Origin of the sequence: Flavobacterium sp., assembly GCF_027484705.1 — a bacterium.
GTDB lineage: Bacteria > Bacteroidota > Bacteroidia > Flavobacteriales > Flavobacteriaceae > Flavobacterium.
The window spans coordinates 71,235-84,983 of record NZ_JAIXSL010000015.1 but is presented as its reverse complement, the minus strand read 5'-3'; the positions used below and the strand labels follow the sequence as shown (position 1 = coordinate 84,983).

The following is a 13,749-nucleotide window of genomic DNA, read 5'->3' as shown; positions in this document are numbered from 1 at the left end:
TATTATTTATTTAAAAACAGACAGGAATTCGTAAGCTGCTTTTTTCATTCTTAGATCGTAAGGTTCGTATAGCATTTTTGAATAATCTCTGTTAGGGAATTGTTCTAAAATGCCTGCTAACTGAGCGGCATTGTGGGATTCAAAATAAGTTCCCGTCGATTCGAGTTGCTCTATATTCACATTAAGATTCGCTGCGATGACAGGAACCTGAAGCGATTTTGCGTCTTCAATCACCGTGCTCCAGCCTTCGAATAAACTTGGCTGAATAATGGCTTTCGCGTATTTCATCAGCAACAATTGATCGCCTCTTGGAATCAAACCTAAAAACGAAATGGAAGTTCTTAAATCATTCGCGTTGACTATATCGTGCAATTCTTTGAGATATTCCGATTCAGGCTCGTCAGGAAAACGTCCGGTTACGGCGATATTGACTTCAACGCCTTTATTCTTGAGTTCCGCAACCGCTTCAAAAGCCACCTTATGGTTTTTATGTTTGTGAAATTGGTTGCTGATCATGAAATATTCGTCCGGAAGATGGTACTTCGCTTTGATTTCATCGGCACTCAAATCGGGCAAATTATCTATGATTGAGACAAAATGGTAAATCTGAATCTTGAGGCTTTTCGGCACTTTGTAAAACTTCAGGAAATCGTCTTTGACGGCTTGGCTCGACACGACCAAATCTTTCGAATTCCTCAAAATCATCTTGATGCGCGCATTGCGTTCGAAGATTTTAAATTTCGAAAAAAACTGTGGATAATATTGGTGTTGTAAATCGGCATACCATGATACCAATCTAGCCTTTGATTCGCTTTTTACAGGATAATCATGCATCGGGAAAACAGCGTCGAGCTTATGCGACACGACCAAATCATCCACAAACAGGTTTCTATTTTTAAGAATGGAAAGCAAATATCCCTTGTAAACCGATGGAAAATGATGCGGCACCATTTCGAGGTAAGGGTATTCGATTTCGTCCGCATATTTTTGCAACACCGGATTGAAAAGCACCACGACCGTAGGTTTATCCTTATCTTCTAAAAAATTCAGGATTTTGACGACATTCAGAATATAAATCAAACCACCCGTCCATTTGGGATTGAAATTAAAAATGATGCCTAATCTAAACCGGTTCGATGCCATTGCTAAATATTTGAAACTATAAATTGTTCAAATTCGGTGCAAATATAGTTCAATTCAAATTGTGCGATGTACTCTTTTGATTTTTTACCCATCGATTCGATTTCGCTCGGATGATCAATCAGAAACTGCAGTTTTTCTGCAAACAATTCCTGATTGTTGAGCGGAATTAAAAAACCACTCATCGTATCGATAATCAGATCGCTTGGGCCTGCAATACAATCGAATGCCACGACAGGAAGTTCAGCCGACATCGCCTCGCCAATCACATTCGGAAACCCTTCGGAAGCCGACGTGAACGCGAAAATCTTACTCGTATTATAATAATGCTCTACGTTTTCCTGCTTGCCTGCAAAAATTACGCGATCATTCACTTTTAATTCTTTGGCCAAAGCTTCCCATTGGTGTTGGTTTTTTTGCTTGAGATGGTCGTAGCCTACAAGAACCAGTTTCCAATCGGGCGCGTTGAGTTTGGAAAAAATCTCAATCAACACATTTTGCTGTTTTGACTTGATGTATCGTCCGACCATCAAGATGATATTTTCACGCGGTTCGTCGGTGCCTTGAATTTGCCTTATCGGATTGCCAATGACTTTGAAATTCTTATGCCCATACATGCGTTTGAAAATATCTTCGGCCTTTTGCGTCTGGGCGATAATGCCTTTGGCTTTCGGATATAAAAATATACGCAAGGTGTCGTGCAGTTTGCCCAAACTTTTATCAGGTTGCGCACGATCCGAAACATAAACCGGAATTTTGGTACCGTATAAAGCGAGTAAAACCATACTGTTCCAGCGTTCGCCGAATGACAACACTGAAATCGGATTGATTTTTTTGATGGTTTTCCTAAGAAAAAAATGTGTTTTGATGGTGGATTGCAATCGCTTGGAATTATCAAAAGTAAAATCAGGACGATAAATTATAATGTTTTCCGCAATTGGATAAAACACATCGCGCTTGATGCCGTAAAGCACCAGATGCACGCGGTATTCGTTTTTGGCCGCAAAAAAATTGAGCAATTCCGACATCACACGTTCCATGCCGCCCGCTTGCAGCGAATGGATCACGAAACACAAATCTTTTAAGGGTTGGTTTTGGTTCATCGTAGTTTTTTACAATGCGTTAATCCAATCAATATAACGCTGGATGCCTTTTTCTATGGAGATTTTTTGCTCATAGCCCAAGCCTTTCAAAACCGAAATGTCAGCGCGCCAGTTCAGCGGATCGCCTTGTTTTACCTGATTGTTGAAACGAATCGTTTTGCTGTTGTGAAAATTGGTATGGAACAATTCCGCCACATATTGTATTGTAAATTCTTCTCCGTTCGCAATATTGATTTCCTCACCGCCAAATTTCGCATTTTGGATGACCAAATGAATCGCGCGAACGATATCATCTACATGGATAAAATCCCTTGATTCGTTTCCGGTGCCGAACAATTCGATCTGGTCGTTGTTCAAAAACTTTTGGTACAAATCCCAGAACAATTGCTTTTTCAAACCTTCGCCATAAGCCGAAAAAATTCGTAACGAACAAGTCTTGACGTGATAATAATCATGAAATTCTTTGCAAATCTGTTCCGCCTGCATTTTGTGGATTCCGTAAGGCGACAATGGATGTAAGTTTGCAGTTTCTTTAATCGGCAATGTTTCAGGATTTCCATAAACGGCCGCGCTCGACAAGTTGATGAACTTACATTGCGGTTGGTATGCACGAATCGCTTCAAGGATTTTGAATACATTCAAAGTATTAAGGCTAAAATCCTTAAACGGATGTTGCAGCGACAACGGAACACTCGCGGCGCCCGAACAATTCAGACAAACATCGATATCATATTTCTCGAAAATGACATGATAATCGGAATTCGTAGCATCAATTTGAATGTAATCTTCACTCACATAATCCGTCACGACATCACAGCCCAGCACTTGATAATCCAACGACTTGAAATAATCGAAAGCGTGTTGCCCGATAAATCCTTTGGAACCTATAATTAAAATTTTCATATCGAGGTTTCTTTTAGCATGAGTTCAACCATCCAGCCGTAAGGATTGAAAGGCCCTTCGTGCCAATTCATTTGTTCGTCCCAATAACCCGTGCACGGATCGTATACTTTATTGGCAAAACCGTAACTGATTTCTACGAGCCGCGGTGTATTGTCTTGGTCAAAAACATAATCATATGCGACGCATTGCGCTTTGAGTTTGTGTGTATATTCAAAAGAAAGCGACACGCATCTTGGGTCGAAAGCTTCTCTTTCATAACGGAAATCACCGCTGCCCGAAGCCCTGAAATCATTCTCGCGAACCATTCTTTTGAGCGCAAATGCTTTACCGTCAATCACGATGATTCTGATGTCGCAGTCATTGTTTGGGATGAATTCCTGAAAGTAGATGTAATCGATTTCGTTGCCCATCACTTTCGCATAACGCGGCGTATTGATCAAGCGCACGAATCCTTTAAGAACATCAAAAGCATTCGTTTTGCCCAAACGCCATTTGCGGATTCTTTCCTTGACGCTTCCCCACGCATCATAAGCCGGAAAACCTTTGCCAAAAGCCTGATTGATTAAGGAATGTGCTGCAGAAACTGACCTGACGAGTTTTACATTTTGCGAACCGGCGCCGCCTCTTAATTTGAATACTTTGGGATAATCAGAGCGATCGGCCCATTTTATAGCTTCTTCTTTATCGTAAAAAACCCAAGTCGTCGCCAAATCGATTTTGAGCGCTTCAAACAAATATTTTTGCCCTACTTTATCATCAAAATGCCAGGCTGTATTAAAATCAGGAAAAACCTTCAAACCACTTTGCTCCAAAGCGAATAATAAAGGTTTCGCCATCACGATATCTTTGAAACCCGCTTGATGATAATGCCACATCAAACCCGAACAACCGCTTAACTGCTCGACAATGTCATCATCATAGCAATTGACCAACCGATACGGAATGTTATTTTTTTCGCAATAGTCAATCCATCGGTAATGAAAAAGGACTTCGCTCGGATTGTTGTGAATCGCTATCATGTTAGTCTAAATATTGTTGTGCCCACAATTCGAAACCGACCATGAGCCAAATGGCGTCAAGTTGGTCTGCGGTAGCTGTGGAAATGTTTTTGACCCAATTTGAAAGTGCATCCACTTCAAAAACAGCTCTTTTCTGAATGCCGGGTTGTATTTGGTTGTTCCATTTTTGCTGGAAGATTTCTGAAGCCATGAAAGCGCGCAACGGAATGCCAAAGCCCATTTTTTCGCGGTATGCGAACGATTCTCCGAATTTTTCAGCGCAGATGTCTTTCAATAAAACTTTGGCTTCGTCTGTATCTATATGTTTCGCTACTAACAATTCATCAGGAATATTGAGCGAAGTCGTGACCATTTCATTATCGAGAAAAGGCACGCGGTTTTCTATAGAATGTGCCATCGACATTTTATCCTGACGCATCAATAAATCAGGCAAATACGTCAACAATTCGTATTTTCTTTGTTTGAGATTTGTATCGCCCTTTAGGTTTTGAAAGGTATTCACGCGGTCTTTCAAAGCATTATTCAATTTGAAATCAGGTTTCAAAGCTTTAGCGGTGGCAATGCTTCCAAACGCAGTTTCCATAATCATGCGCTCGTTGGCATTCGAATAATAGCTTAGAAATTCTCCCGCATTTTTAAGGTTTTTCCTGAGTGCACTCCAAAACGTTTTTCTGAAATATGGATTTTGTTTCGCTCGGATAAAACGGCTATAACCTGCGAGCGATTCGTCGGCACCTTCCCCACTGAGCAAAACCGTCACGTGCTTTTTGGCTTGCTGGCTCAATAAATAAATCCCGATTGTATTTGGGTGATTGAGGGGTTGTTCGAAATGCCAGATCGCTTTTTCTAAAACTTCAAAATAATAATCGGCTTCCATTTGGTATTTGTGCGATTGCAACGAAAGTTCTTTCGCCACAATATCAATGTATTTTTCTTCGGAAAACCTCGGATCTTTAAACGTAATCGAAATCGTTTCCAAATTTCCATGATCCAAAGCTTTTGCCGCGTAATAACTCACGAGCGAAGAATCGACGCCGCCCGAAAGCTGGCAACCGAGTTTCACATCGCTGATCATTTGCGACGCGACACTTTTTTTCAAGGCATTTTCTAAGATGCCTTTGGCTTCTTTTTTGGCGATGGTTTGCTGGCCTTCGTGATTGATGTCGTAGAAAACGTGTGTGTCAATGGATCCGTTTTTTACCGTCAGATAAGTTCCTGGAATGCAATTACTGATGTTTTTGAAAAGCGTATTGTTGACGACATTTCTGAACAAAAGGAATTCATCGAGGTTGGTAAAATCCGCTTCAAATTTGAAATCGGGCAACGCTTTGAAACTCTTCATTTCAGAAGCAAAGGCAATTCTTCCTTGTTCTTTCAAAATATATAAAGGCTTGATTCCGAAACGGTCGCGCGCCAGAAACAAAGTATCCAAATTCAAATCGTAAATCGCGAGCGCAAACATCCCGTTGAGCATGCGGATCATTTTTTCCATGCCATATTCGAGATACAGATGCAAAACGATTTCGGTGTCGGAAGTGCTTTTGAACGTGTGCCCTTTTTGTTCGAGTTCGGCTTTGAAATCGAAGGCGTTGTAGATTTCGCCGTTCATAATCAAAATGACTTTCTCGTCCGGACTGATCATAGGTTGATGGCCCATCGGCGACAAATCGAGAATGCTCAGCCGGTTGAAACCGAGAATGAGATTGTTCTCATTTTGAAATTGGGCATCCGCATCGAAATTGATGGTTTCGAAAGTTTTGTTTTTAGTATTGATTCCGACCACACCCGAATCGTCCGGGCCGCGGTGTTTCTGAACCGCCAGCATCTTACAAATGTGATGGTTGCCGGTTTCGGTTCTGGAATCCAGATAATGATAGCCTGTAAATCCGCACATTATTTATTGGGGTTTATCGAATGGAGTAATATATCGCGGTGCGCTTCGCAACGGATTAGATTGGTAAACAGCAACTTTTTGTTTTCGTTGATGATTGATGGCAAAAGTCCTTTTTTGTATAGGCTTGGCAAGTATTTCCCTTTGTAGGGTTGAATCCACGTGTTCATGATCGGTTTCCAGCTTTCAATGTATTTTGCAAATTCCGCTTCGAGTTTTTCGTCGTCACTGATGATGGCGTTCAATTGCAACAAATGATTTCGCATGACTTCTTTTTCGATTTCGGGCATTAAAAAGACACCGACTTCTTCATTGTTGTGCGAGGTGAATTCCATTTCAAACGTCACCGGTTTTGACTTTTCGAAATTCAGACGGACGATCATGCCTTTATTCCACGGTTTGTTTCTTTGGCCTTCCCAATCGAAAAGAAAGTTGCCCAAACTGTAAAAAATTGGTGCGTCTTTATAAGTTTCGTAACCGGAAATGATGTGTGTATGATGTGTAACTACCGCGTTGGCTCCGGCATCAACAAAGAAACGATACCATTTTTTCATTCTCGGACTTGGCAACTCGTAATGTTCGTGACCGCCGTGCGCAATGACTACAACAAAATCGGCTTTGCCTTTGGCTTCCTGGATTTTATTGAACACGCTGACCAAATCAATCGGATTGCAACCGGGTGCTGCCCCGAAAGTCGTCGTCCATTCGTTTTCAGCCACGTTGATGAAAGCAATTGTTTTATCGTCTTTTTTCCAGTAAAAAACCTTCGAAGCTTCTTCGAGATTCGCGCCACTTCCAAGCCAATTGATGTTATGTTTTTCTAAGGTTTTGTAAGTTTCCTGCATGCCTTCCCAGCCGTAATCCTTGAAATGGTTGTTGGCCGTCGCGACCAATTTGCAATTCAAATCATTGAGCATTGAAGCCGTTTCAGGATTCGCTTTGATGTGCGGCCCGGTTTTATTGATTTTGGTATTTACCGTCGTCAGCGGACATTCCAGATCGAGGACATTCAGATCATTCTGAAGAAAAAACGGACGAACCGAATCTAACATCACTTGACTATTCCCTTGCTTGAATTCATCTTCCACTCGAAGCCATGGACAAAAATCTCCGGTAAAACCGACTTTAATCATTCGATTGGTTTTTAGTCTTTAAAATATTTTCATAAACGAAAGCTGTGAGTTTCGCACCTCCGAATTTATTAAGATGATCCGGCGCAAGCCAATCCGTTTTCGCATCAATGATGTTTTTAGAAACCTCGTAATTGTTGATGTTGTATAAAGTCAATTGCGAATGATCGACAAGATTGATTGGATAAGTATATGGAAATGAATTCCGGTTAGCATTCGAACCCGGCATTTCAATCGGGATTACCTGAATTCCGTTGTCTTTACAGATTTTGAGGAACTCCTGAAAGTCGGCATTGTCATATTGAAATTCGGTTTTTTTGTCTTTAAATGTCGAATCATCAGCGATTACTTTCGGCGATTTCCATTGGCCACGTACGATTTTGGATTCGCGGTGCGCTTTGGAAACGATGATCTTCAGCGATTCGACATACAACCATCTTAGATTCACCGGCGGCGGATTCAAAACACAATTTTCAAGGTTCGGCTCATAAAAAAAGTCAATCAACGGATTCGGATAAGGCACTTTATTAAGTAAAGATTGCCCAGTGGCTGAAGGAAGTCCGATGATGATTGTTTTGGGTTTTTGGTTGTTTTTCAAATACGCCTTAAGTTGCAGCAATGACGAACACATATGGCTGCCGTTGGTCGCAAGATTGTAACTGTCGATGCCTTGCTGCGCTAAATATTCGCAATCGATGCCATCCACCGTCATGCTGTTTCCAAAAACCAACAAGTCGTATTTTTTATTTTTGAAATGCGAACATTCATACACTTTATTGAGCATCGGATTGACCGCCACGAGCACAAAAAAAGCGATGACATTGATCAGAATCAACAGTAAAACAGCGAGCGCACATTTTTTAAGGAACTTTTTCATGCGTCTAGAATTGGAAATAAATGAATTGGTTTTCACCAAAAGCACCGAAAAACAACAGGCTTAAAATCAACAGACTATAGAAACTCCAGCGTTTGTAAGTTGAAGCAACTTGATTTAAAACCAAGCCGTGGTCTTTATCGCGGTGCCTCCATTCGGTGGCGAACATCAACATCGAGAAAAGCAGTACAATCGCAACGGCCGTAAAATCAACGACCGGAACTGAAAAAATCGATTTTGAAACCATGTGTTGGTAATATCCGAAAGCTTGTGTCACCGAATCGGCTTTGAACAATACGAACGTCAGCATGATGATGAAAAACGTACGCGCCATGTTGAGGGTTTCGTTCAAAGTGGGCAGTAATTTCCCTTTGACGGTTTTGACTCTTTTATTCATCGTGCCGTTGAGGATTGACGGAATAAAATACAAACCATGAAAAAACCCAAAAAACACATAAGTCCAGTTCGCGCCGTGCCAAATGCCTACAATCACAAAATTGATGACAATCGCAAGGATCAAACCGATTTTATCGTAATCTCTGAACGCGATACTTAGCGGTGTGAACACATATTCAGTAAGCCAAGCCGTTAGTGAAATATGCCATTTTCGCCAGTATTCGGGAATGCTTTGTGCGAAAAACGGATAATCGAAATTTTTGGTGATGTTGAAGCCGAGCAGTTTGGAGAAACCAATTGCCATATCGGAATAGCCTGAGAAATCAGCATAAATCTGGAACGCGTAAAGCAACGCTCCCAAAAACAATGAACTCGCGGGCAAGGTTTCATAATGCGAGAAAATCTCATTTGTAATTGGGGCGCAGTTGTTCGCCACAACAATTTTCTTGAAAAATCCCCATAAAATCTGACGCATTCCGTCGCTGGCCTGACTGTAATCGAAAACCCGAAGCTTTTCTAATTGTGGAATAAACGTGCGCGCTTTATCAATCGGTCCGGACAATAACGAAGGGAAAAACGAAACATAAGTGAAGAATGCAATCCAATCGGTAATCGGCTTGATCTTTCCTTTTTCAACGTCGAGCAAATAACTCACAGTTCGGAAAGTAAAGAAACTGATCCCAAGCGGAATGATGATTTCTAAAGTTTTTAGCGAAAGCGTCACCGAAACCAAATTAAAAGCTTCCACTATCGAGGTGACGAAAAAGTTATAGTATTTGAAAAACGCCAGGCCGCCAATGCCTTGAATCAATCCGATGTAAAGCAATATTTTGCGCGTCGTCGGGTTTTCAGATTTGCCGATATAAATGCCCAGAAAATAGTTCAATATAGAAATGCCGAGCAACAAAAACGAAAACCGCCAATCGGCCCAAGCGTAAAAAAAGTAACTCGCCGCAAGCACGACAAAGTTCTGCGTTTTGACATTTTTGTTCAACACAAACCAATACAATCCGAAGACTACAGCAAAAAAGACGATAAAAGTATACGAGTTAAAAAGCATCGGTTATCTTAAATTAGTTCCGGCGTTGAGCACGATGTCAAGGCCGTTCATGTGCGAAGTGGCGCTGGCCATAAACAAAACCGTATCGGCTGTTTCCTGTAATGTCAATAGTTTTTTTAGCGGATGGTTTTCGACCATTTGTTCGATCACGCGTTCATCTACGTCTTTGGTCAAACCAGAAAGCATGAACGAAGGCGAAATGGAATTCGAAGTGATGTTGTATTTGCCGTTTTCAGTCGCCCAGGTTTTTACCAATGAAGCCAAATAAGCTTTGTTCGCAAGGTAAACTGCGGAACCTGTCGGCGGCGTATTCAACAGAAAAGAAGTCAAAACCGTAATGATCTTGCCGCTTTTTTTCTTCCTGAAACTGGCAATGGCCGCTTGTGTGATTTTTATCGTCGGAATTAGATTGTCCTGAAACTCGGTCGCAAAAACATCCGCGTCGATTTTGTGGAAATACGTTTTGATCGGTTCGCCTGAATACGCGTTATTGATGAGAACGTCTAAGTTAAGTTCGCTCAATTTACTTTGCAACGACACTACGTCTTCGGCATTTTTGAAATTGCATCTTAAACCTGCCGCATTCGGAAAATCGTTTTCAATCGCTTTGGCTTTTTCATCCGAAGCATTAAAAGTGAAATAAACTTTGTTGCTGGAATCTTTCGCAAAATTTCTCGTAATGGCCTCGCCCAAACCTGACGCGCCGCCTGTAATTAGTATATTCATGTGAACAAACCGATTTGGATTTTACCTTTGGCTACTATTTTGGAAGCCTCGTTTTTAAAGCTGAATTTGAATTCGACGGCGTTGACCGATTCATAAAAACCTTCGACAGTTGCCGTGAAATCTAGCGCATCCTCAACATAAACCGCATTTTTAAACTGGATTTCCTGCGAATGGATGATCACGTCTTTGGTCGGCAAACATTCGCCAATGAAATACGACAAAAATCCGTTGAGAATGTTGCCATGCATCACGCGGCCCTGAAAGCCTTTGGCAATGGCGAAAGCTTCATCGGTATGCAAAGGATTCTTATCTTGAAACAATGCGATGAACTGCTCATGAACCTGCGCGGAAACCACAAACCGTTCTGAAAACGTGTCGCCTGCTTTAAACATTACGCGGTTTTTTCCTGAATGGTGTCCATCATTTCGCCGACGTTTTTCCAGCTTTGGATTTCTTTGGACGTGAAACGGATTTTAAAATGTTTCTCAATCGCCACCACAAGTTGAATGTGGTTCAAAGAATCCCAATCTTCAACGTCTGCGGCTGTGGTCGATTCGTTGAGTTCGATGTCTTCGTTGTCGAGGATGTCGATAAAAATATCCGTGATTTGGCTAATGATTTCGCTGCGGTTCATAATGTTATTTTTTAGTGATATGTGTGATTTTTTGTTCGTAATTGTTGACGTCAAGTTCCCAATAGCCATCGACTTCATGGAAACCTAAACCTTCATAATGCCCTTTGACCATGTCGTTCTTGGCCGTGGGAATGTATTCGCCTTTGAGGAAGGCAAACCCATTTTCTTTAGCAAAATTTGCAATCGTATTCAAAACGAAATTTTCCATGCCTCTTTTGAGCACGCGACAGCTCATAAACCAAGTGTCGATGAACAGTGTTTCTGCGCTTTCCGTTTTTAAAATGATGACGCAAATTAAACCATTGTCGCCGTATTTGTCTTCAAGCGTAAATGAAAAAGTATAAGTGTCCGGATCAGCCATCAACGTGTCGATGTCGTCGTCGGTGTAGCGAACGGTTCTCAAATTGAATTGATTTGAACGCTGGGAAAGCTGCGCTACTCTGGGTTTGTTGAATTTATTGAACGATTCCACCACGGAAACCATGTCGAGACTTTTTAAGAAATCTTCTTCATTCGTGAACTTCTGCTGAACACTCGCCCGTTGCGCTTCAATCTGATACAGTTTGGTGCGTTCGGTGTCTTCGTTGGAGTATGAAATCGTTTCAAACAAATTCAAAGTATATAGATATTCCAAGTATTCTGAAGGATCTTCGGGCAATTCCGGCACCGTGATTTCGGGAATATTTTCGCGCACAATGTTTCTCTCAAACGGATTATCATCGAGAAAAACCATCGAATCAAAACCGATATTCAAAATGCTCTGGATTTGACGAATGTTGTCTGCTTTATTTTCCCAATTCGCAATGAATACTGAAATATCATCCAATCTCAAAACCATATCGGGATGCTTTTCAAACGGTTCTTTCGCTACTGATTCTGTATTCTTACTGCAAACTGCCACGATAATGCCGCGGTTTTTCAATTTCTTGATCCAATACTGGAATTCGGAAAATGCTTTACCAATGCCTAGCGTTCCGACCTGAATATTTTCGATGCCGTCATCGCCAATGATGCCGCCCCAAGTCGTATTGTCGAGATCGAGAATGACGCATTTCTTGAATTTTCCCTGCAGCGCGCCAATCACGTCAAGCGTTCTGGAAGCCACGTAAGGCAAAGCATCAATGCTCAATACCATCTCTGTATTGATGTAAACTGAAGTCTGAAAAAAGTTCGGTTTGCCCAATAAATTCTGAATCGTCGATAAATCGCAGAGGTAAAAATTAGCGGTTGCCGAAGCGAAATTCATCAATTCTACATTGAGTTTTCGCAACTGGTATAAAAACGACATTTCGATTTTTCCGGAATAATTCCCAAAAACCGTATCGTCAATTTCGGTGTAATTGTAATAAATGATTTTAGCTTTCGACTGTCCTGAAATCGTATCGACCATATGGCTCAGAAAGTGCATTTCATTTGCGCATAGCTGGCTGTGCTGATCGACTTTGAGCTTGTTGTATTTGCCTAAAAGTTTGTGCGAAGATTGGAAAATGATGATAATCTCAGGCTCGAATTCGTATAATTCTGAATTCGGATCGGTAATCTGCAGTTCGATCTGGTTGAAATCGGCTTCCCAAATTTGCAGGTCAAAACCGCGATCGTAACCCAAACCGCGAATGGCTTGGTTTAAAAACTGCGTCGCCGAATCACCCAGAAGCGCAACTTTTACGGTTTTGAGGTTCGAGAAATCGTTTTTCAGATTCTTTCTGATTTGTGAAAAAACTTTCATTTATATTTTAATTTTCATCGACTAATTAATTTAAAACCGTATCCAACTGATCGGTAGAAATAAACCGCACATCAGGCCATTTTTGAACGATGGCTTTCAACAGCGCATCCAAATCTTTTAGACCTTTTTCTCTATTTTTCGGATCGATGTAACCTACGAAATTGATGCGGTGCGAACAAATCACGGCAAGTTTATTCCAATGGAATGCGCTTGAAACCTGTGCCAGACAACTGTTGACCCAATCGCGATTGTGGTTCATCGAAGGTTCAAAAATACAATTCCTGACATTATATTTTAATCCCAAAGCATTCGTTTGCGCGAAAGTGTGTTTCAGTGGAATATAATTATCAAAAGTTCCGGTCGGAATCAGTTGCGTCTGAATGCCTTGCAACCAAGTGACGCCTTGTGCTTTCAATGCAGGTTCTATCAACGGATCCCAATTGTAGCAAGGCGCGATGAAGCTTTTAGAAACTTCGCCAAACGTGTCTTTGAAGATTTGCAATCCGTCTTCAATGACTTTGATTTGCTCCGGAATATCGGCTTTGGTGTCCCAATCGTAAGCTTCCATGAAACTGTAATCGGCTTTACCCGAATAGGTCGCATTCCAGTCAAAACAAAACAAAGCGGCTTCATTTTGCTGCTGCAACACGCTAAGCCATCGTTTGTAATTGAGGTGTTCACGCCCATGAAATTGCTGTTGAAAAACACCATTGGATTTTCCTTGAAACCACAAGTTCAGGTTGTTGGCGTGATTTGGATATTTTTGAAACGTATCTGTGAATTTCTCGTAATGAAACTCGGTAAAATTAGAAGCGCGGATTTTATCGAAATCAGGATTTCCCATAATCGCGTTCGCGGTAAGTTTGGCAGGCAATCCGTCGCTTCCTTTGTGTTTGGATAAGACTTCAAAAAGCAGTTCCAAATCATCCTGAGACTCAAGCGCATCAACTTTATAAATGCTATCGGCGATTTCGAGGCCTTTCTTTTGAAACGCTTTTACGGCTTCTAATGAAGGTGTTCGGATCGCGCCCCAATCATCCGATTCTATGATGACTATTTTTTCACGAATCGATGCTCCTTTTGCATTCGTTTTCGAGGCTGCGAGATAGGATTTTAACCCTTGTATGATTTGACTTTTATTTTTCAA

Annotated in this window: 13 protein-coding genes; all 13 read right to left on the bottom strand. The window is 41.3% G+C overall.

Annotation, left to right across the window (positions count from 1 at the left end):
- Positions 1-6: 6 nt before the first annotated feature.
- The 13 genes from Q0058_RS08225 to Q0058_RS08165 are packed head-to-tail and all read right to left on the bottom strand — an operon-like array spanning position 7 to position 13,749.
- The gene (locus Q0058_RS08225) at positions 7-1,143 is read right to left on the bottom strand and encodes a glycosyltransferase family 1 protein (RefSeq protein WP_298222765.1); all 1,137 of its coding nucleotides are present in this window, start codon (positions 1,141-1,143) and stop codon (positions 7-9) included.
- A gap of 2 nt (positions 1,144-1,145) precedes the next feature.
- Positions 1,146-2,243 carry a glycosyltransferase gene (locus Q0058_RS08220; RefSeq protein WP_298222763.1) on the bottom strand — a complete coding sequence of 366 codons (1,098 nt, stop codon included), beginning with the start codon at positions 2,241-2,243 and terminating at the stop codon, positions 1,146-1,148.
- Positions 2,244-2,252: 9 nt separating this feature from the next.
- Complete coding sequence (locus tag Q0058_RS08215; protein WP_298222761.1) at positions 2,253-3,146, bottom strand: NAD(P)-dependent oxidoreductase; 894 nt, start codon at positions 3,144-3,146, stop codon at positions 2,253-2,255.
- Positions 3,143-4,165: a hypothetical protein gene (locus tag Q0058_RS08210; RefSeq protein ID WP_298222759.1), complete on the bottom strand. Its 1,023-nt coding sequence runs from the start codon at positions 4,163-4,165 to the stop codon at positions 3,143-3,145. The genes Q0058_RS08215 and Q0058_RS08210 overlap by 4 nt, the downstream gene beginning before the upstream one ends.
- A gap of 1 nt (position 4,166) precedes the next feature.
- Positions 4,167-6,059: an asparagine synthase (glutamine-hydrolyzing) gene (gene asnB / locus Q0058_RS08205; protein WP_298222757.1), complete on the bottom strand. Its 1,893-nt coding sequence runs from the start codon at positions 6,057-6,059 to the stop codon at positions 4,167-4,169.
- On the bottom strand, positions 6,059-7,189 hold the full coding sequence (locus Q0058_RS08200; RefSeq protein WP_298222755.1) for a CapA family protein: 1,131 nt from the start codon (positions 7,187-7,189) through the stop codon (positions 6,059-6,061). The genes asnB and Q0058_RS08200 overlap by 1 nt, the downstream gene beginning before the upstream one ends.
- A complete protein-coding gene (locus Q0058_RS08195) occupies positions 7,182-8,063 on the bottom strand; it encodes a hypothetical protein (protein WP_298222753.1) in 882 nt (293 codons plus the stop codon). The genes Q0058_RS08200 and Q0058_RS08195 overlap by 8 nt, the downstream gene beginning before the upstream one ends.
- A gap of 4 nt (positions 8,064-8,067) precedes the next feature.
- The gene (locus Q0058_RS08190) at positions 8,068-9,516 is read right to left on the bottom strand and encodes an MBOAT family O-acyltransferase (RefSeq protein ID WP_298222751.1); all 1,449 of its coding nucleotides are present in this window, start codon (positions 9,514-9,516) and stop codon (positions 8,068-8,070) included.
- Positions 9,517-9,519: 3 nt separating this feature from the next.
- The gene (locus tag Q0058_RS08185) at positions 9,520-10,242 is read right to left on the bottom strand and encodes an SDR family oxidoreductase (RefSeq protein WP_298222749.1); all 723 of its coding nucleotides are present in this window, start codon (positions 10,240-10,242) and stop codon (positions 9,520-9,522) included.
- Positions 10,239-10,634 (bottom strand): MaoC/PaaZ C-terminal domain-containing protein, encoded by a 396-nt coding sequence (locus Q0058_RS08180; RefSeq protein ID WP_298222747.1) that lies wholly within the window; start codon positions 10,632-10,634, stop codon positions 10,239-10,241. The genes Q0058_RS08185 and Q0058_RS08180 overlap by 4 nt, the downstream gene beginning before the upstream one ends.
- Entirely contained in the window at positions 10,634-10,876 is a 243-nt protein-coding gene (locus Q0058_RS08175) for an acyl carrier protein (protein ID WP_298222745.1), read from the bottom strand. Before Q0058_RS08175 ends, Q0058_RS08180 begins: the two co-directional genes overlap by 1 nt.
- Positions 10,877-10,880: 4 nt before the next feature.
- Positions 10,881-12,602: an HAD family hydrolase gene (locus Q0058_RS08170; protein ID WP_298222743.1), complete on the bottom strand. Its 1,722-nt coding sequence runs from the start codon at positions 12,600-12,602 to the stop codon at positions 10,881-10,883.
- A 25-nt stretch (positions 12,603-12,627) separates the two neighbouring features.
- Positions 12,628-13,749 (bottom strand): hypothetical protein, encoded by a 1,122-nt coding sequence (locus Q0058_RS08165; protein WP_298222741.1) that lies wholly within the window; start codon positions 13,747-13,749, stop codon positions 12,628-12,630.